12 protein-coding genes are annotated in these 18,880 nt (G+C 68.1%); 4 read left to right on the forward strand and 8 right to left on the reverse strand.

Annotated features, from left to right (window positions below):
• Positions 1–98: 98 nt before the first annotated feature.
• Positions 99–1,280 carry a hypothetical protein gene (locus E2169_RS11455; protein ID WP_132986745.1) on the forward strand — a complete coding sequence of 394 codons (1,182 nt, stop codon included), beginning with the start codon at positions 99–101 and terminating at the stop codon, positions 1,278–1,280.
• 36 nt (positions 1,281–1,316) lie between these two features.
• Here the strand turns inward: E2169_RS11455 and E2169_RS11460 are convergent, their stop codons facing one another.
• The 8 genes from E2169_RS11460 to E2169_RS11495 form a co-directional block, all read right to left on the reverse strand.
• On the reverse strand, positions 1,317–3,494 hold the full coding sequence (locus E2169_RS11460; RefSeq protein ID WP_132986746.1) for a hypothetical protein: 2,178 nt from the start codon (positions 3,492–3,494) through the stop codon (positions 1,317–1,319).
• Positions 3,495–3,619: 125 nt separating this feature from the next.
• Positions 3,620–7,216, reverse strand: a complete 3,597-nt coding sequence (locus E2169_RS11465; RefSeq protein ID WP_132986747.1) for a type I restriction endonuclease — start codon at positions 7,214–7,216, stop codon at positions 3,620–3,622.
• Positions 7,216–8,595 (reverse strand): restriction endonuclease subunit S, encoded by a 1,380-nt coding sequence (locus tag E2169_RS11470; protein ID WP_132986748.1) that lies wholly within the window; start codon positions 8,593–8,595, stop codon positions 7,216–7,218. The genes E2169_RS11465 and E2169_RS11470 overlap by 1 nt, the downstream gene beginning before the upstream one ends.
• Entirely contained in the window at positions 8,592–9,794 is a 1,203-nt protein-coding gene (locus E2169_RS11475) for a Fic family protein (protein ID WP_425480557.1), read from the reverse strand. The genes E2169_RS11470 and E2169_RS11475 overlap by 4 nt, the downstream gene beginning before the upstream one ends.
• Positions 9,795–9,903: 109 nt before the next feature.
• Positions 9,904–12,228: a type I restriction-modification system subunit M gene (locus E2169_RS11480; RefSeq protein WP_132986750.1), complete on the reverse strand. Its 2,325-nt coding sequence runs from the start codon at positions 12,226–12,228 to the stop codon at positions 9,904–9,906.
• Between the two features lie 104 nt (positions 12,229–12,332).
• The gene (groL, locus tag E2169_RS11485) at positions 12,333–13,973 is read right to left on the reverse strand and encodes a chaperonin GroEL (RefSeq protein ID WP_132986751.1); all 1,641 of its coding nucleotides are present in this window, start codon (positions 13,971–13,973) and stop codon (positions 12,333–12,335) included.
• Between the two features lie 56 nt (positions 13,974–14,029).
• Entirely contained in the window at positions 14,030–14,317 is a 288-nt protein-coding gene (locus E2169_RS11490; RefSeq protein WP_132986752.1) for a co-chaperone GroES, read from the reverse strand.
• A gap of 173 nt (positions 14,318–14,490) precedes the next feature.
• Complete coding sequence (locus tag E2169_RS11495) at positions 14,491–14,994, reverse strand: hypothetical protein (RefSeq protein WP_132986753.1); 504 nt, start codon at positions 14,992–14,994, stop codon at positions 14,491–14,493.
• A 337-nt stretch (positions 14,995–15,331) separates the two neighbouring features.
• Between E2169_RS11495 and E2169_RS11500 the strand changes: the two genes are divergently transcribed.
• The 3 genes from E2169_RS11500 to aroQ all read left to right on the forward strand — a co-directional run bounded on the left by E2169_RS11500 (position 15,332) and on the right by aroQ (position 18,849).
• Entirely contained in the window at positions 15,332–17,689 is a 2,358-nt protein-coding gene (locus E2169_RS11500; protein WP_132986754.1) for a protein-disulfide reductase DsbD family protein, read from the forward strand.
• The gene (locus E2169_RS11505) at positions 17,689–18,288 is read left to right on the forward strand and encodes a TlpA family protein disulfide reductase (RefSeq protein WP_132986755.1); all 600 of its coding nucleotides are present in this window, start codon (positions 17,689–17,691) and stop codon (positions 18,286–18,288) included. The genes E2169_RS11500 and E2169_RS11505 overlap by 1 nt, the downstream gene beginning before the upstream one ends.
• A 114-nt stretch (positions 18,289–18,402) precedes the next feature.
• Entirely contained in the window at positions 18,403–18,849 is a 447-nt protein-coding gene (gene aroQ / locus E2169_RS11510) for a type II 3-dehydroquinate dehydratase (protein WP_132986756.1), read from the forward strand.
• Positions 18,850–18,880: the final 31 nt, after the last annotated feature.

The raw sequence follows: 18,880 nt of genomic DNA on the forward strand, positions 1-18,880 counted from the left end.
CCGCTCCCGCCTGCGGCCGTGGCCCGGCCCCGGCACGCCTTGGCGGTTCCCGCCTCCGGATCCCGTTAAGTGTGGACCCGGACAGCAGGAGCACGCCCATGAAAACCCGCAGCAACCACCTCACCACCGCCCTGACCGCCGCCGTCGCCGGCCTGGCCTGTGCCGCAGCCTCGCCGCACGCCAAGGCGGCCAAGGCCGAACTCCACGTCGAAGTCTCCACCCACACCATGCCCGGCATGGGCGGGCTGGGCGCCCTCGGCCGGCTCACCGGCAACATGTCCGGCGGCAGCGCCACCTACGGCCAGGCCCGCCACCCCGGCATGCCGGGACGCTACCTCGACATCGCCCTGGACAACGACGCCCGTCCCGGTGCGCCAGCGACGCAGGCGGTCCCGAAGGATCTGCGCCTTGGCAAGAGCATCGACCTCCGGGCACCGGAGCGCAGCACCAGCGCCGCGTCGGGCAGCAACGACGGCGGCGGCATCCCGGGTCTCGACGAGGACCGGTCCTACGAGATCCGCTACTACTGGGGCTGCGGCGACGCGTCGCGCACGGGACAGCCGCGCAAGGTCACCACCACCGTCCGCAACGGCAAGCCGGCGACGTCGGGCAGCGCACCCCAGCCGCGCGCGATGCCGCAGCTGGGCGTCACCGTCGATCCCGGCCTCGCCCTCTGGCCGAACCCGTCCAGCCGCAAGGCCGTGTCCGGCAAGGCCTCGCTGGTCGGTGCCCACAGCGTGACCGGCGACGGCCTGGCGCAGGCGATCGAGTTCGAGATCGACCGCGCGCAGGACTTCATGCCCGACCTCGACCTCAAAAGCGAGGGCAGCGCCTCCGAAGGCATCACGCTGGGCTGGAACGGCGTCGACGGCGCCAGGGCCTACTTCATCCATGCGATGGGCATGGACGGCGACACCATCGTGCTGTGGAGCAGCTCGGAGGACGGCTATGCCGGCCCGGAACTCATGGCCTACCTGCCGGGCAACACCGTTTCGCAATGGCTGGGCACGCGCACGCTGCTGTCGCCCGAAGCGCGCCGCTGCAGCATCCCGAAGGAGATCTTCGCCGCCGAACCGATGGTGCAGATGATCGCCTACGGCGGCACCCGAACGATCGAGGGCCAGGACTGGCGCGTCCACCTGCGCAACAAGTCGACCGCGATGCTGATGGGCAGCGGCATGGGTGCCGGCGCCATCTCGGGGGAGGCGGCGAAGGAAGGCGCCAGGAAGACGGGCAAGGACACCGCGAAGGGCCTGCTGCGCGGGCTGATCGGCCGCTGATCGCAGCCCGCGGGTCGGTCAGGCCCGCGCCGGGCGTCAGGGCAGCAGTGAAGGACGCGAATCGAACCATGCGCGCGAGTTGCGCAGGTGCAGCCGGTGTTCCGCGCCGTCGAGCTCCATGCCGACGCCCAGGCGGCCCCAGGCCAGGTGCAGGTCGCCGCGGCGCCGGGAGCCCTCGATCTTCATCCGCGCATCGACGGTGAAGCGGTCGTTCTCGGCGTGCGCGCCGTCGAGCACCAGCTGGCCGTCGCGCCAGGCCCAGCGCCCGCGCAGGCGCGCCTCGCCGGCGTCCACCAGGCGGCCGATCCAGGGCGGATAGTCGCCCCGGTCGGCGAACATCGCCAGCAGGAAGCCGACGTCGCGCATCCGCGCCTGGATGTCGCCGCGGGCCGACACCGGTGACTTCCAGTCCGCCTCGCCACGACCGATGTCGACGGTGGCCCACCATCCCGACCGCAGCTGGCCATCGCGCTCGCGGAAGGCCACGTTGCGCAGGCGCACGCGGCTGCCGTCGAGGCTGAGCCGGCCGTCGCGCAGGTTGCCGCCGCGCAGGCGTCCGTCGATAGCGACGTCGCCCGCGAGCTCGAGGCCCGCGACCTCGATGCGCGCCCGGCGCGCGTCCACGCGCAGCGAGCCGGTGCCGATGTCGCCCGCGGCGTCGAGCCGCAGGTCGGCGCCCAGGGTGCCGCTGCCGCCACCGAAGCGGAGGCCGTCGCTGGGCAGCCATGCGTTGAGGGCGGCGATGTCGGGCACGCGCGCGTCCTTGAACACGAGATGCGCGGCCAGGGTCTCGCGCATGCGCTCCAGCTGGCCATCCGACACCAGCCGCACCCGCAGGTCGCGGCCGCTCACCAGCGGCTGTGCCGGTTGCTCGTGCCGCGCCGCGCTGAATTCCTCCATCACCAGTTCGACGCGCGACTGCAGCCCGCCTTCGCCCTCGCGGGCGAGCACGGCGTCGGCGTGCGCCACGCCTTCGAAGCGGGTGTCCAGGACGTCGGCGCGCGCCTGCACATCGCGCACCCGCAGCGTGCTGCCCTCGCGCAGGCGGCCGCCGCCGATCTGCAGGTCGGCCTCGATCCCGCCGCTGCCCTCCAGCGCCAGCCAGTCGCTGTCCATGAACAGCGCCAGCACGCCGCCGATCGAGGGCATGTGCCAGCGGCCGCGCACGTGGCCCTCGCTGCCGACCAGCCGCGTGCGCCAGTCACCCAGCGGCAGCGCGTTGCCAGGCAGGCGCAACTCGACATCCAGGCTCGGCTGCGCGGGATCGCGGTCGGGCAGCTGCGCCTGCAGGTGCAGGTCCTCGTCCACCTCGACCCGGAGCGCCAGGGCGTTGTCGCTCGCCGCGCCGTCCGCGTCGCGCGCGCGCAGCGGCAGCTGCAGCCGCAGCGTCCCGCCCGGTTCCAGGGCGCCGTTGCGCAGGGACAGCCGCGCATCCAGTTCGCCGCCTTCCGCACCGGGTGCCAGGTGGAAGGCGTAGCGGCCGGCATCGTCGAGCTCGGCGCGCAGGCCCAGCGGCCGGCCCTGGAGCGCCAGCGAGGCCTGCAGGGCCTGCAACCGCGCCTGGCCGGACTGCCCCGACGGCAGCGCAGGCATCGAGAACGCTGCCTCCACCGCGCCGTCGTGCATCCACTGCACCTCGCCGTCGCCCATCGAGAGTCCGGAGAAGCTGGCCGTGGACGGGAACAGCTCCGCCGGCCCGCCGCGGAACTGCTTGCTGAAGCCGACCTCAGCCCGGCCGCTGCCGGCGACGTGCACGCCGAACACCCGGCCACCTTCGATGCTGTCGCTGGCGATGCGGTCGAAGCGCAGGGTCCAGCCGCCCGGACGGTGCGCGGGCGACGGGATGTCACCGTCGGCGCGCTCCACCGAACCGGTCACCACCTCCGCCTCCAGCCATGGGATGCGGATCTCGCGGGCCAGCAGCGGCAGCAGCGCGATCCGTCCGCGGGCGTGCGCGGCCTGCGCCGTCCACGCCGTGCGCCGCGCGTGGCCCTGCATGCGCACCCCGCGAAGGGCCACGCGCCCGGGCAGCAGGGTGTGGCCGCCGTCCCAGGCGATCTGGAACTTCTCCGGCTTGCGCTTGAGCAGCGACTGCGCCGCATCGACGTTGAGGAAGGCGTTGCCCACGGCGAGGTACGCCAGCCAGCTGCCCAGCAGGATCCAGCCCGCGCGCCGGAGCCAGCGGCGGACGGAGGAGGAGGAAGGCGGATTCATGGCGCGCAGCATGCCTGAGCCGAGCTTCTGATTTCATCCGCCGGCCGCAATCGGAGGAGGTCTCCTCGACCTGTGCCTACCGTCGCCGCCGCCAGAATGAGGCAGGAGCTGTGCACATCAGCGCTTCAAGACTGATCGTAAGTCAGCGCGAAGACCGTCTCAGTCAACCAATGGCGGAACGATTCATTGTCCTGGAACTGCTTGAACAGCTGCGCGTCATCCGCGAACAGCGCCGTCAGCACCCGCCTGAGCGCCTTGTCGTGCTCGATCCGCGCGTTCTGGCGGTCCGAATTCTCCCTTGCGTTCCGGTAGGCCTGGTCGGCCGAGACGCGATTCGGGATCTCGCCGGTGATCCGCTGTTCCATGCGCTGTGGATCGGCGAACAGGCCGCCGAACTGCTCATTGAACGCCTTGACGATGTTGGACAGCCGATCCAGTTCCGGCTCGGGCTTGCGGCCACCACCGGAAGTCGGCACCGGCTCGATCTCGGCGTCGGCATCGGCCAAGGCGATCGCCAGCGTGGCCTGCTTCTCGGCCCGATAGCTGTCCATGTCGATGGCATCGAGGATGCCCCTGGACAGGTCCTCCTCCACCGGCGCCGGCAGCTTGGCGATCAGGAAGTTGAGGAAGATCGACAGCTTCTCCCAGGCCTGCACGCCATAGGGAAGGATGCTGGCGAGGAAGTCATAGGTGCGGGTGAACGCCTTGGCCTTGCCCTTGAAGGCAACCTGCCCGTCCTCGTCCAGGTCCTGCAGGTACACCGCCACGCAGGCGTCCAGGATCGGATCGAGCCTGTCGCGATCGGCGCCATCCAGGTACAGCTGCACCAGCGCGTCGACCTGCTCCGGCGCATAGACCTGGAACCCGTCCAGCTCGTGCTTGAGCGTGTGCAGCTTGTCGGCATCGGTCTCGCGGCTGAGGATCGTGGTGCGGTAGTAGTCGGCGAAGGCCTGCTCGATGGTGTCGACGTCGTTGTGGAAGTCGAGCACGAACACATCGCGCTTCTTCGGGTGCGCCCGGTTCAACCGCGACAGCGTCTGCACCGCCTTGACCCCCGACAGCGCCTTGTCCACGTACATCGTGTGCAGCAACGGCTCGTCGTAGCCGGTCTGGAACTTGTCGGCGCAGATCAGGAACCGGTACGGATCGGCCTGGATGCGTTCGGCGATCTCCCCGGCGGGAAAGCCGTTCAAGCTGGCCTCGGTGACGTTCTCGCCCCTGTACTCGGGTTCGCCCGAGAAGGCGACGATGGCCTGATAAGGACTTCGGGTCTCCACCAAGTAGTCACGGAAGGCGAAGAAGTACCGAATTGCACGTTCGATACTGCCGGTCACCACCATCGCCCGCGCCTGGCCGCCGATCTTGCGCTGCCCGATCACCTGCTCATGGAAGTGGTCGACCATGATCTCGGCCTTGTCGCGGATCGCCTTGCCGTGGCCTTCCACGTAGATGCGCAGCTTCTTGCGCGCCTTCTTGACGTCGAACTCGGGGTCGCCTTCGATGGTCTTGGCCAGCCGGTAATAGCTGGCTACCGGCGTGTAATGCTTGAGCACATCGAGGATGAAGCCTTCCTCGATCGCCTGCTTCATCGTGTAGGTATGGAACGGGCGGTATTTGGTCTCTCCGCCCTCCTGGTGCGGCGTGCCGAACATTTCCAGGGTCTTGTTCTTCGGCGTGGCGGTGAAGGCGAAATAGCTCGCGTTGCCCAGCATCCTGCGCGAGGCGATGATCGCGTTGATGCGGTCCTCCAGGTCCTCGGCATCGGCGTAGTCACCGCGGTCCTCGGCCAGCGCCATGTTGAGCTTGCTGGCGGTGCGTCCGCCCTGGCTGGAATGCGCCTCGTCGATGATGATGGCGAAGCGGCCGCTGCGGTGCTCGTCGCCGATGCGGTCGAGCACGAACGGGAAGGTCTGCACCGTGGAGATGACGATCTTCTTGCCGTCGCGCAGGAACTTCGCCAGCTGCTCGGTCTTGGAACTGCCCCCGCCTTCCGTTACCGCGCCGACCAGCGTCGACACCTGGGCGAAGCCGCGGATGGTCTCGCGGATCTGGCGGTCGAGGATGCGGCGGTCGGTGATGACGATGATCGAATCGAACACGTCGCGCCCGTCCTTGCGCAATCCGATCAGCTGGTGGGCCAGCCAGGCGATGGAGTTGGACTTTCCGCTGCCGGCCGAGTGCTGGATCAGGTAGCGCTTGCCGGCGCCGGACCAGGCGGCATCGGCCAGCAGCTTGCGCACCACGTCGAGCTGGTGGAAACGCGGGAAGATCTGCACCCGCTTCTTCCTGCCGGTCTTCTCGTTCTTCTCCTCGACGATCTGGGCGTAGTTCTCCAGGATGTCGGTCAGCCCGCCCGGGGTGAGGATGCGCCGCCACAGGTAGTCGGTCTTGATACCGTAGGGATTGGGCGGGTTGCCCGCGCCCTGGTTCCAGCCCTGGTTGAACGGCAGGAACCAGGACTCCCTGGCCGTGCCCTTGTCGCCCTTCAACGCGGTGCACATGCGCACCTCGTGGTCGTCCAGGGCGAAATGCACGACGCAGCGGCCGAACTGGAACAGGGTTTCGCGCGGGTCGCGGTCGCGCTTGTACTGCTCCTCGGCGTCCTCCGCGGTCTGCTTGGTCAGGCTGTTCTTCAGCTCGAAGGTCGCCACCGGCAGGCCGTTGATGAACAGCGCCAGGTCCAGCGAACGCCGCGACTGTTCGCGGCTGTAGTGCAGTTGCCGGGTGATGCTGAAGCGGTTGGCCGCATGGCGGTCCACGGCCTTGACGTTCTCCGGTGATGGCGTGCCGTAGAACAGGTCGATGTGGTGCTTGCCGTGGCCGATGCCCTTGCGCAGCACGTCGATGGTGCCGCGGCGGGTGATCTCGCCCTGCAGTTGGGCGAGGAACTTGCGCCGTGCCGGTCCGTCGCCGCGCAGATCCAGCGCGGCGGCCACGTCTTCCTGGGTCTGCTCCAGGAAGGTGGCGAGCTGCTCCAGGTCGACCGCGTACTCGCGTTCGTAATCGGCGTTGCGGCCGGCGATCCAGTCGAAGGCGGTCATCGCGCCGACGATCAGCGATTCCAGCCCTTCCTCCTTGATGTTGGTGACCGGCGGCGTGTCCGCCGGCGTGGGCCGCGCGGTCTCGATCCGCTTGATGCCGCCATCCAGGCCGAAGGCGGGCGCGACGCCCTCGAGCTCGATGCCGACCGGCAGCGCGAACTCGTCCAAGAACGACGCCAGCCGCGGGTCCTGTGCCTGGAAGGCGAGGATCAGGCGTTCGGCGGCGTCGACCGGCAATTCGATGCGGACCAGCGAACTGTTGCTGGGCGCAACCGCAACCAACCTGACATCGGCAATCGTCACCCCCGCGTAGGCGGCAATCATCTGCACCAGCTGCATCTGCTGGAACTCGCCCATGTCGACGGCATCGCGCGCCAGGATCAGATCGACCATCGCCTTCTGCGCGGCGCTCATCGGCTGGGCAACGTTGGTGCGCAGCGCCCACGGCTGGGTCTTGTAGGTTTCGAAGTCCTTGCTGGCCCAGTCCTGCGCATCGGCCATGGTGTGGCAGGTGGCGCACAGGGCGATCAGGTTGTCGGCGCCGTGATCCTTCGACTTGCGCCACGGGATGATGTGGGCGATCTCGAGCGACAGACCGAAGCCGCAGACTGCGCAGCGGTGACAAGACTCATGGAGGACCTGCCGTTTGACGGCTGCGGGGATGTCCGGTCGGCTGCTCATCAGGCGTCCTCGTATTCCAGTTCGTCGATGGGCACGTCGATGATGGGTTCGTCGGTGGCCGCATCGGCAACCTGGGGCAGTGTCGCAACCGCCGCGCGCACGTCCAGCTTGCCGGTGACGATGTCGGTGGTCAGGCGGGTGCGGTATTCCTGCATCAGGGCGATTTCGCGTTCTGTGCGGGTTGCGGCCAAGTCAAGCGTCCCACACTGCTCGGCAATTCCCCTCAACAGTGAATCTTGCTCCCGTCTTGGTGGAACGGGAACATGTATCGCGCCGAATCGGTCGTTATAGAGACGCAGAAAGCCTGATGTGCCGGTGCCCAAGCCTTTTGACTCCGATCGGAACTTCACACGCGCCGAGCGACTGCGAAAGAGTTCTCCAAGGTAGTCAATATTCACGTCCGCAATCGCATCAAAGACTGCATAGTCGGGGCTGACTAACCCGTCGAGATGAGACGGATAGATGACCCCATTGCCCGCCTGCATTCGATTCACCACAAGTTGCCCTGGGCTGACGACCTTGAAACCTACAAGCGAAGCGGCCTGTGGCGGTCGAGTGAAGTGTTCCGCGAAGACCACCAATCCATGGTGCATCCGCATCGATAGAAGTGTTTCCTTGCCCGATGTAGAGCGCTGATCAACTTCACGCAAAAGGTACTTTATGCGCCTTACTTTCCAGTGCGCCGGAATGTCACCTAACCACTCAACGCCCGAAGGCTTGAGCGGCGCGTCCGGATTCAGCCCGCGTGTCACCGCGCGGTGGATGATGGCCTGCTTCTGCTCGTTGAGCAGCGCGATCAGCTTGCGCTTGGCGCGGATGAAGCCGTCGATCTTGCGATTGGCGTGTTCCAGGAAACGCACGATGGCGGCTTGCTCATCGGTTGGGGGAATGAGTACCGGAATCTCCCGCATCCCTGGAATAGACAAGTCCCATTGGCCAATTCTCACGCCATCGGATGCCTGCGCGAAATGCGTCACGTACGGACTGCTGCGAAGCAACCGCTGGCCGAATGCAGCGTTGGCCAACCGAAGATCGAACACGAAATAGGCCGGGCTAACGATGCCATCGCAAGGCGCGATTCCCATTGAACCCTGCCACGCCTTCATCTTGTTGATTACAAGATCTCCAGCACGGGCGACTTTGTAGTTACTCAGGTCGTCGGGAATGACATTGTGGTTTTCGCCCGAATCGGTCAACGAACGGACGAAGACCCCCTTCTCGCGCGCGACCGACAGCAACGGAAGGTCGGGGCAATTGCGCTCAGTGCGCTTCCCGACGAGAGTGCGCAGGTTTCGAACTTCCCACCCTTCCGGCACCTCGCCCAGCCACTTAGAGCCGGAATCCTTGTGCGCCGCATACGGCTTCAACCCGTCAATCACGCGGCTTCCCCTTCTGCTTCGACCGACTCGCCGAACAGGTCGATATACGCCTGGTAGCGGAACAGCCGGTTGCGCCGGTAGCCGGTGGCTTCCACCAGCACGCCCTGCTCCACCATCCGCGAGACCAGGTTGTTGGCGGCGGTGTAGGAGGTGCCTGTCAGCTCCTCCACGTCGGCCACCGACACGATGGGACGCTGGTACAGGTGTTCGAGCACCCTGTGGCCGTTTCCGGCAGCGCGACCCAGGCCGGTGGTGACGCGGGCGCGGTGGTCCTCGCGCAGGGCGAGGATGCGGCGCGCGGTCTCGGTGGCCTCGCGGCTGACGCTGGCCACGCCGCGCAGGAAGAAGGCCAGCCAGCCTTCCCAGTCGCCGGCATCACGGACCGCCTGCAGGCGCTCGTAGTACTCGGCGCGGTGCTGCTTGAAGAAGTGCGACAGGTACAGCACCGGCTTGATCAGGATCTCGCGCTGGCACAGCAGGAAGGTGATCAGCAGGCGGCCGACGCGGCCGTTGCCGTCGAGGAAGGGATGGATGGTCTCGAACTGGGCGTGCGCCAGGCCGATCTGGATCAGCTGCGGCAGCTCGCTGTCGGCGTGCAGGAAGTTTTCCAGTGCACCCAGCGCGACCGGCACCTCGTGCGGCGGCGGCGGGACGAACGTCGCCTCGTTGAGGGTGCAGCCGGCGGGGCCGATCCAGTTCTGGGTGCGGCGCAGTTCGCCGGGCGTGAGCCGCGCGCCGCGCACGCCCTGCAGCAGCCGGTGGTGGATCTCGCGGATCAGGCGCACCGACACCGGCAGCTCGTGCAGGCGGTGCAGTCCGTGGTTCATCGCGTTGACGTAGTTGACCACTTCATCGACATCGCGCGGGCGATCCGGGGCCAGCACGTGCGCCTCGGCGGCCAGCAGGTCCTGCAGGGAGCTTTGCGTGCCCTCGATCTGGCTGGACAGCACCGCCTCCTTGCGCACGTACATGAATACGAACAGGTCCGGGTTGGGCAGGGTCTGGATGGAACCGTCGAGCCGGCCCAAGGCGCGGTCGGCCTGCGACAGCAGGGCCTGCAGCCCGCCTTCCAGCCGGACCGGCGGGTCCGGCGGCAGCGGCGCCGGATGGAAGGCGCGGTAGCCGGTGGGCTGGGCGATGCGGCGCCCGGCGCGGTGGCGCATGGCGTCATCCGGCTGGCGGGAGGCTGGGATATTCATGCGCGGCTGGCTTGCATATGGCCCGGATCGCTTTCCATATTAAACCATGCCTGCAATATAGGCGCGGTCCGCGCCTGTAGGCAAGGCAGGCTGCTGCATGACAGCGGCCTCACGCGACCGTCCCGCCGGTGATCTCCGACAGCAGGCCTTCGGTTTCCTGTTCCAGCGCCAGGATGTCGGCGCTGATCTGCGCCAGGCTGCGCAACACCGGCGGCTTGTAGAAGTGGCGGGTGAAGCTGATTTCGTAGCCGACCTTGGTATCGGCTTCGACGATCCAGGCATCTGGTGTGTAGGGCAGCACCTCACGGCGGATGAAGGCCTCGATGCCGCCCTCCTCCAGCAGGGGGACCTGCTCGTGGTCGCGCAGCTCGCTGTCGGGCTCGTACTCGACGACGACCGGCTTGCCGTTGATCTCGACCGGGTACAGGCCGCGCAACGGGTCGGCATCGACCTTGCCGGCCTTGTGGACCTTCCTGATCACCGGCGGCGCGCCCTCGACCCGCCAGCTCACGGCGTTGACGATCAGCTTCCTGTCGGGCGCGCCGAGCTTGATGCCCAGGCGCTTGAGCGCGGCGTTGACCTGGTCGAGGAACCGGTTGTGGTCTTCGTACAGGCCGTCGCCGAGTTCGTCGCGCAGGTGCCGGGCGGCTTCGACCAGCACCGCGTCGCGCTTCCAGGTTTCGGCGCTGAGCAGCTTCTTCTTTTTCTTCTCCGGCAGGCGACGCGGTGCGGGTGCGTCGTCGTCATCGTCCTCGTCGCCGTCGCCCGCGCCCCAAGCGTCGAGGCGTTGCTCCAGCGCCTTGCGCACCGAGGCCGGCTTGTCGAACAGGGCCTCGCCGAACTCGTCGTACAGGGCTTCGCGAATGTCCGCGTCGCCGGAAGCAAAGCGCAGGCTTTCGATGCGCGCGTGACCCATCTGGCTGTGCAGGCGCAGCGGGCGCTCCACCTTGACCTTCCAGTAGCCGAAGGCCTGATTGGGGAAGATCTTCGACTGCTCGCTTTCCTCGAAGGCCAGGAAGGTGTCGCAGATGCGGCGGATGTCGCCGGGCGACAGTTCGCAGTTCTTCTTGCCCATGTTCTTGCGCAGCGGGCGGAACCAGCCACTGGCATCGATCAGCTGCACCTTGCCGCGGCGATGCTCCGGCTTGCGGTTGCCCAGCACCCAGACGTAGGTGGCGATGCCGGTGTTGTAGAACATGTTCAGCGGCAGCGCGACGATGGCTTCGAGCCAGTCGTTCTCGATGATCCAGCGGCGGATATTGCTCTCGCCCTGGCCGGCATCGCCGGTGAACAGCGAGGAGCCGTTGTGCACCTCGGCGATGCGGCTGCCGAGCGGGGTGTCGTGCTTCATCTTGCTCAGCATGTTGGCCAGGAACATCATCTGGCCGTCGCTGGAGCGAGTGACCAGCGAGTATTCCGGGTCGTCGCCGTGCTGGATGACGAAGCGCGGATCGCGCAGCTCCTTCTTGCCGCCCATGCGTTCCAGATCGCTCTTCCAGCTCTTGCCGTAGGGCGGATTGGCGAGCATGAAGTCGAACGTCTGCGCGCGGAAGGCGTCGTTCGACAGGGTAGAGTGCTCCGGTCCGCCGACGATGTTGTCGGCGGCATCGCCGTCGCCCTTGATCAGCAGGTCGGCCTTGCAGATGGCGTAGGTCTCGCCGTTGATCTCCTGCCCGTACAGATGCGTGGCCACCTGCTTGCCGTGTTCGCTGGCGATCTGCTGCAGGGTTTCCTCGGCCACGGTGAGCATGCCGCCGGTGCCGCAGGCGCAGTCGTACAGCAGGTAGGTGCCGGATTCGATCTGCTCGGCCACGGGCAGGAACATCAGGCTGGCCATCAGGCGCACGGCGTCGCGCGGGGTCCAGTGCTCGCCGGCCTCCTCGTTGTTGTCTTCGTTGAAGCGGCGCACCAGCTCCTCGAACAAGGTGCCCATGGAGTGGTTGTCCAGCCCCGGCAGGTCGCCGAGCGGCTGCGGGCCGAGGTTCACGTCCTTGTCGAGGAATTTCTCGATCAACGACCCCAGGGCGTCGGCCCGGGACAGGCGCGGGATCTGGTGGCGGAACTCGAAGTTGTCGAGGATGTCCTGCACGTTGGGCGAAAAGCCGTCGAGATAGGCCTCGAAGTCGTCGCGCAGCGTCTGCCGCGTGGCGCGGGACTTGAGATCGCGCAAACGGAACGGCGAGGTATTGTAGAAGGCTTGGCCGGCAGCGGTGCGCAGGGCGTCGTCCTGGTTGGCGATGCCTTCGCGGTCGAGCGCGGCCTTCATTTCCAGCACGACCTGCTTGCTCGGCTCAAGCACCGCGTCCAGGCGGCGCAGCACCGTCATCGGCAGGATCACGTCGCGGTACTTGCCACGCACGTAGATGTCGCGCAGGACGTCGTCGGCGATGTTCCAGATGAAGTTGGTGAGCGTATTGAGCTGGGCTTGTTCCACGTCGTCGAATTCCCCTGTCGAGCCGGGATGATAAAGGGGCTGGCAAAGAAAAACCCCGCCTCGCGGCGGGGTCCTTCGTGTCGCGGTACAGCGGCGTGGCTGGATCAGAAGCCCATGCCACCCATGCCGCCCATGTCGCCGCCGCCCGGCATCGCCGGCTCGTCCTTCTTCGGCAGCTCGGCCACCATCGCTTCGGTGGTGATCATCAGGCCGGCGATCGAGGCCGCGTTCTGCAGCGCAGTGCGGGTGACCTTGGTCGGGTCCAGGATGCCGAACTCGACCATGTCGCCGAACTCGCCGTTGGCGGCGTTGTAGCCGTAGTTGCCCTTGCCGTCCTTGACCTTGTTGACGATCACGGAGGGCTCTTCACCGGCGTTGGCCACGATCTCGCGCAGCGGGGCTTCCATGGCGCGCAGGGCGATCACGATGCCGTGGTTCTGGTCTTCGTTGGCACCCTTCAGGCCTTCGACGGCGGTCTTGGCGCGCAGCAGCGCGACGCCGCCACCCGGGACCACGCCCTCTTCGACGGCTGCGCGCGTGGCGTGCAGGGCGTCTTCGACGCGGGCCTTCTTTTCCTTCATCTCGATCTCGGTCGAGGCACCGACCTTGATCACCGCAACGCCGCCGGCCAGCTTGGCCACGCGCTCCTGCAGCTTTTCCTTGTCGTAGTCGGAGGAGGTCTCCTCGATCTGCGCCTTGATCTGCTTGATGCGGCCTTCGATGTCGGTGCTCTCGCCGGCGCCGTCGATGATCGTGGTGTTTTCCTTGGTGACCTGGATCTTCTTGGCGCGGCCGAGGTCGTTGATGGTCGCCTTCTCGAGCGAGAGGCCGACTTCCTCGGAGATCACGGTGCCACCGGTGAGGATGGCCATGTCTTCCAGCATCGCCTTGCGACGATCACCGAAGCCCGGCGCCTTGACGGCGACGACCTTGACGATGCCGCGGATGGTGTTGACGACCAGCGTGGCCAGGGCCTCGCCCTCGACTTCCTCGGCGACGATCAGCAGCGGCTTGCCCGACTTGGCCACGCCTTCGAGGACGGGCAGCAGGTCGCGGACGTTGGAGATCTTCTTGTCGTGCAGCAGGATGAAGGGATCATCCAGCTCGGCCGACATCGACTGCTGGTTGTTGATGAAGTACGGCGACAGGTAGCCGCGGTCGAACTGCATGCCCTCGACCACGTCGAGCTCGTTGTCCAGGCCCGAACCTTCTTCCACGGTGATCACGCCTTCCTTGCCGACCTTGTCCATCGCCTGGGCGATGAGGTCGCCGATGTTGGCGTCGGAGTTGGCGGAGATGGTGCCGACCTGGGCGATTTCCTTCGAGGTCGACGACGGCTTGCTGATCTTCTTCAGCTCGGCCACGGCGGCGATCACGGCCTGGTCGATGCCGCGCTTGAGGTCCATCGGGTTCATGCCGGCGGCGACCGCCTTCATGCCTTCGTGGATGAAGGCCTGGGCGAGCACGGTGGCGGTGGTGGTGCCGTCACCGGCGTTGTCGGACGTGCGCGAGGCGACTTCCTTCACCATCTGCGCGCCCATGTTCTCGAACTTGTCGGCCAGCTCGATCTCCTTGGCGACGGACACGCCGTCCTTGGTGATCGTGGGCGAGCCGTAGCTCTTGTCGAGCACGACGTTGCGGCCCTTCGGGCCCAGGGTCGCCTTGACGGCGTTGGCGAGCACATTGACGCCACGCACCATCTTGGCGCGCGCGTCTTCGCCGAAGCGGATTTCCTTCGCGGACATTGTTGTTTCCTCGGAGCTGGATCAGGGAATGGGGAGTGCGATGCGCTTGCGCGCGCTCAGCCGACGATGGCGAGGATGTCGTCCTCGCGGACGATCTTGTATTCGGTGCCTTCGTGCTTGTACGCCGAGCCCGAGTACTGGCCGTAGATGACCTTGTCGCCGACCTTGACCTTCGGCGCGCGCAGGCTGCCGTTGTCCAGGGCCTTGCCCTCGCCCACGGCGATCACTTCGCCCCTGGTGGGCTTTTCCTTGGCGTTGTCCGGGATCAGGATGCCGCCGGCGGAGACTTCATCGGCTTCGATCGGCTTGACGACCACGCGGTCGTAGAGCGGCTTCAGGTTCATACAATCCTCACAGGTGATTGATTTGTAACGTCTAGGGGGCAAATCGGTTGCGTATTCTGGCAGTCGGGCCAGCCGAGTGCCAGAACGCGCGCCGCGAAAACCCGGCGAGGCCGGGATGCCTGACTAGATGGGGGAGTCCAGCCGGGGTTCAAGGCCCCCCGCCGCCGAAAGACTCAGAACCGCCAGGCGGCCGCCAGCCCGGTCTCGCCATTGTTGGGGCTGTGCAGGCTGGCATTCGAGATGTGGCGCAGCAGCAAGGAAAAACGGTCCCAGCGCCAGCCGGCCGTGGTGATGAACTGCGGGTCGCCCGAGATCGCATCGGTTTCGCCCGACTGCGCGCCGATCGCGGCGCCCAGGACCAGGCCGTTGTCGGTGCGCTCGTAGCGCAGGCCGACGTAGCCGACCCAGACGTCATCGCCCAGGTCGCGGTCGCGCACGTCGCCGCGACCGTCGACGTAGACCACGCCCACATCGGCGCGAAGCATGGCCCTGTCCAGCTGCCACAGCTCCGGCAGCCAGGCCACCGACGCCGCCCGGGTGAACTCGCGATCGGTGGTGGTCGAAACTCCGGCGGCGACTTCGATGTCGGTCGCGGCCGTCGCCGGGAATGCGGAAGATGCCAGCATCAACCCGGCAAGCCCCGCGCGCAGGGCGGCAGGGCGGACAGAAACGTACATGGGGAACACCTGGATGAATGGGGGAGGAAAACGCATAGCGCCAAGGATAAGGAAGGCCCGTCGCATCGGCGTGCAGATGTGCGGAATGGTGTGTACGCCTTGACGATGCCATGACTATAGGAGGCGCAAGCGTTCCGCCAGCGCGGGTTCGGCTACCCTATCGGGACCCCGCCAGCCCCCCGCCAATGCCCATCCCCATCTGTCACTGCACCTGTCCCGATGCCGCCACCGCGGCAACGATCGCGAACACGCTGGCGGAGGCTTGGCTCGACCGGGTCGAGGCCGAAGCCGGCCCAGGGTCGCCGGAATGAATGTCACTGGCAGGTTCTTGCGGTGGATGCGGACCACCACATTGGCTTTGACGGCGTTGCTGGCCCCGGCATCGACCCTGGCGGCGGTCGACATCGACGACCTGTTGCCGGTGGACGAAGCCTTCGTGCTGCGCGCCGAGGCCACCGCGCCGGACCGCATCGAACTGAGCTGGACGATCGCGGATGGCTACTACCTGTATCGGCACCGCATGGGCGCCGAGCCGGTCGACGGCGGATTCCAGGCCGGGCCTGGCGGCCTGCAGCTGCCGGCAGGCAAGCGCCACACCGACGAATTCTTCGGCGAGGTCGAGACCTACCGCGGCCGCGTGACGGGCACGCTGCCCGGCACCGCACGCGCGGCCCGCACCGAACTGAAGATCCGCTACCAGGGCTGCGCCGACATCGGCATCTGCTATCCGCCGCAGACCCGCACGGTGGCCGTCACCCTGCCCGCCGCGCCGCCCGCCGCAGCCGTGGCCGGCAGTCCGGACGCGGGCTTCGCCGCGCTCGGCCAGGCCCTCGGGTCCGGTGGCATCGGCAGCGGGGCGCTTGCCCTGCCGGGCGCGACCGACGCGCTGCCGCTCCCCGAGGAGCAGGCCTTCGCCTTCGAGGCCATCGCAGGCGACGGCGACACCCTCTTGATGCGCTTCACCCCGGCGCCGGGCTATTACCTCTACCGCGACCGCAGCAGCTTCAAGCTCGAGGCCGAGGGCATCCGCGCCGGCGCCCCGCGCTGGCCGCAGGGCGTGCCCCACAATGACGGCTACTTCGGCGACGTCGTGGTCTATTTCGACCAGGTCGACGTCCCCCTGCCGTTGCACCGCAGCCACGCCGGGCCGCGTGAAGCCACCCTCACCGCGACCTTCCAGGGCTGCCAGGACGAGGGCATCTGCTATCCGCCGATGACCCGCAGCGTGCGCGTGTCGCTGCCGGCGGGCACGGTGGCAGCAGCGCCCGCTGCCGACGCCGGCGCGGACGCGGTGGACGTGGACGGCGCCGCGAACACAGGCACTGAAGAAGACGTCGCCACGGCGCTCGCCAAGCTTGCAGCGGGCGACCCGACTGCAAGCGACGACCCTGTGGGATCTGTGCCCGGCACCGGGGCTGCCACCGCCGACGGCAGCGACGCCATCGCGGACAACGCCGTCCGCAGCACCCCACCGGCCCCGGCCCGCGGCGGACTGGCGCTTGCGCTGTTGCTGGCACTGGCCGGCGGCCTGCTGCTCAACGTGATGCCCTGCGTGCTGCCGATCCTCTCGCTCAAGGTGCTGGGCCTGGCCCAGGGCGGCGCCAGCCGTGCATCCGCCCGGCGCCATGCGCTCTGGTATACGGCCGGCGTACTCGTGGCGTTCGCCGTCATCGGCCTGGTGGTGCTCGCGCTGCGCGCGGCGGGCCAGGCGATGGGCTGGGGCTTCCAGCTGCAGCAGCCCGGCTTCGTGGCGGCGCTGGTGCTGTTGATGGCAGCCGTCGGCCTGAGCCTGTCGGGGGTGTTCAGCGTCGGCGGCAGCGCCAACCTCGGCCACGGCCTGGCCGCGCGGACCGGCCCGGTGGGCGACTTCTTCACCGGCGTGCTGGCCTGCGTGGTCGCCAGCCCCTGCATCGCACCCTTCATGGGCGGCGCCCTGGCCTTCGCCTTCACCGCGTCGCCCGCCGTGGCGCTGCTGGTGTTCCTGGCGCTGGGCCTGGGCCTGGCGCTGCCGTTCCTGCTGGTCGGCTTCGTCCCGGCGCTGGCCGACCGCCTGCCGCGGCCCGGCGCCTGGATGGAAACGCTCAAGCAGGTGCTGGCCTTCCCGATGTACCTCACCGCGATCTGGCTGGCCTGGGTGCTGGGCCGCCAGCGCGGCGTCGATGCCATGGCCCTGGTTGCCGTGGGCGTGGCGGTGATGGCCCTGGCGCTGTGGTGGCTGGAGCGCGCGCGTATCCGCGGCGGCTGGCTGCGGCGGCTGCCGGCGATCGCGCTGCTGCTTGCGGCGCTGTCCTCGGCCTGGATGGTTGGCCGCCTGCCCGCACCGGCGCTCGCCGCGGCAACGGCGGAGGACGGCAGCGTGCCGTATTCCGCCGGAGGCCTGCGCAGCCTGCGCGAGGCGGGCACTCCGGTGTTCGTCAACATGACCGCCGACTGGTGCGTGACCTGCAAGGCCAACGAGCGCAGCACGCTGTCCAGCGACGCGTTCCGCGACGCCCTGCGCCGTACCGGGGCCACGTACATGGTCGGCGACTGGACCAACGTCGACCCGGAGATCAGCGCCTTCCTTGAACGCCACCGCGCCGTCGGCGTGCCGCTGTACGTGGTCTATCCGGGTGACGGCGGGGAGGGCGAGGTGCTGCCCGCCATGCTCGACCGCGGCACCGCGGTCGCGGCCCTGGAACGGGCGGCGCACTGATGCGCACGCGCAGCATCCTGCTGGTGGCACTGGCCGCGGGGGTCCTCGGCGTGGTCGCCGGGCTGGCGGTGAACGGCCCCGGCCCGCTGCTGCGCACCGAACTCGGGCAGCGCGCGATGCAGCAGGCCATGGACGCCGTGGCGCCGCCGCCACCCGGCGGCCTGGTGGTGGCGAAGCGCGGCGAGCCGGTGCCCGCCATCACCCTGCCCGACCTGTCCGGCACGCCGCGCACCCTGCCCGCCGACTTCGCCGGCCGGCCGCTGCTGGTCAACCTCTGGGCCAGCTGGTGCGGGCCGTGCATCGAGGAAATGCCGGAACTCGACCGCTTCGCCGCCGAACAGGGCGACAACGGCATCCAGGTGATCGGCATCGCGCTCGATGACCAGGCCGCGGTGGAGGACTTCCTGCAGCGCATCCCGGTGCGCTACCCGATCCTGATCGATGCCGCGGGCCCGCGCGATGCGGGCGTCCAGCTCGGCAACCTGCGCGGGGTGCTGCCCTATACGGTGCTGCTGTCGGCCGACGGCCGCCTGCTCAAGCAGCGCATCGGGCCCTTCGTGCACGGCGAGCTGGACGGCTGGGCGCAGACCGGCGACTGATTCAAACAACCGCTTAAAACAGCGCTTTGTCGCAAAACTTCGGCGATCTGGACACGATCGACCGCTTGCCGCAGACTGGCCGCCGTTTTCGTGAAGGCGGTTCGCGCCAAGACAATGGACAGGCTCCTCGTCCTCAACGGCCCCAATCTCAACCTGCTCGGCAGCCGCGAGCCGGAGGTCTACGGCCGCGACACCCTGGCCACGATCGATGCCGGCCTGCGCGCGCGCGCCGAGGCGGCGGGCCTGGCCTTCGAGAGCCTTCAGTCCAACGCCGAGCACGTGCTGGTCGAGCGCGTCCAGGCGGCCGCCGGCGACGGCACCCGCTTCATCCTGATCAACCCGGCCGCCTTCACCCATACCTCGGTCGCGCTGCGCGACGCCCTGGCCGCGGTCGCGATCCCCTTCATCGAGGTACACCTGTCCAACCCGCACGCCCGCGAACCCTTCCGCCGCCAGAGCTACTTCAGCGACCTGGCCATCGGTGTGGTCTGCGGCTTCGGCGCGGCCAGCTATTCCTTTGCCCTGGATGCCGCGCTGGCCCGCCTGGCGCCGGCGTCCTGACCCCTTGCCATCGCCGGCGCACGCGTCCGGC

The organism is Luteimonas terricola (genome assembly GCF_004352845.1).
Taxonomy (GTDB): Bacteria; Pseudomonadota; Gammaproteobacteria; order Xanthomonadales; family Xanthomonadaceae; genus Luteimonas; species Luteimonas terricola.

Bases quoted from the DNA above. Each gene is read 5' to 3' on its own strand.
- E2169_RS11455 (WP_132986745.1), top strand. From the start codon at position 99: ATGAAAACCCGCAGCAACCACCTCACCACCGCCCTGACCGCCGCCGTC.
- E2169_RS11460 (WP_132986746.1), bottom strand. From the start codon at position 3,494: ATGAATCCGCCTTCCTCCTCCTCCGTCCGCCGCTGGCTCCGGCGCGCG.
- E2169_RS11465 (WP_132986747.1), bottom strand. From the start codon at position 7,216: ATGAGCAGCCGACCGGACATCCCCGCAGCCGTCAAACGGCAGGTCCTC.
- E2169_RS11475 (WP_425480557.1), bottom strand. From the start codon at position 9,794: ATGAATATCCCAGCCTCCCGCCAGCCGGATGACGCCATGCGCCACCGC.
- groL (WP_132986751.1), bottom strand. From the start codon at position 13,973: ATGTCCGCGAAGGAAATCCGCTTCGGCGAAGACGCGCGCGCCAAGATG.
- E2169_RS11490 (WP_132986752.1), bottom strand. From the start codon at position 14,317: ATGAACCTGAAGCCGCTCTACGACCGCGTGGTCGTCAAGCCGATCGAA.
- E2169_RS11495 (WP_132986753.1), bottom strand. From the start codon at position 14,994: ATGTACGTTTCTGTCCGCCCTGCCGCCCTGCGCGCGGGGCTTGCCGGG.
- E2169_RS11500 (WP_132986754.1), top strand. From the start codon at position 15,332: ATGCGGACCACCACATTGGCTTTGACGGCGTTGCTGGCCCCGGCATCG.
- E2169_RS11505 (WP_132986755.1), top strand. From the start codon at position 17,689: ATGCGCACGCGCAGCATCCTGCTGGTGGCACTGGCCGCGGGGGTCCTC.
- aroQ (WP_132986756.1), top strand. From the start codon at position 18,403: ATGGACAGGCTCCTCGTCCTCAACGGCCCCAATCTCAACCTGCTCGGC.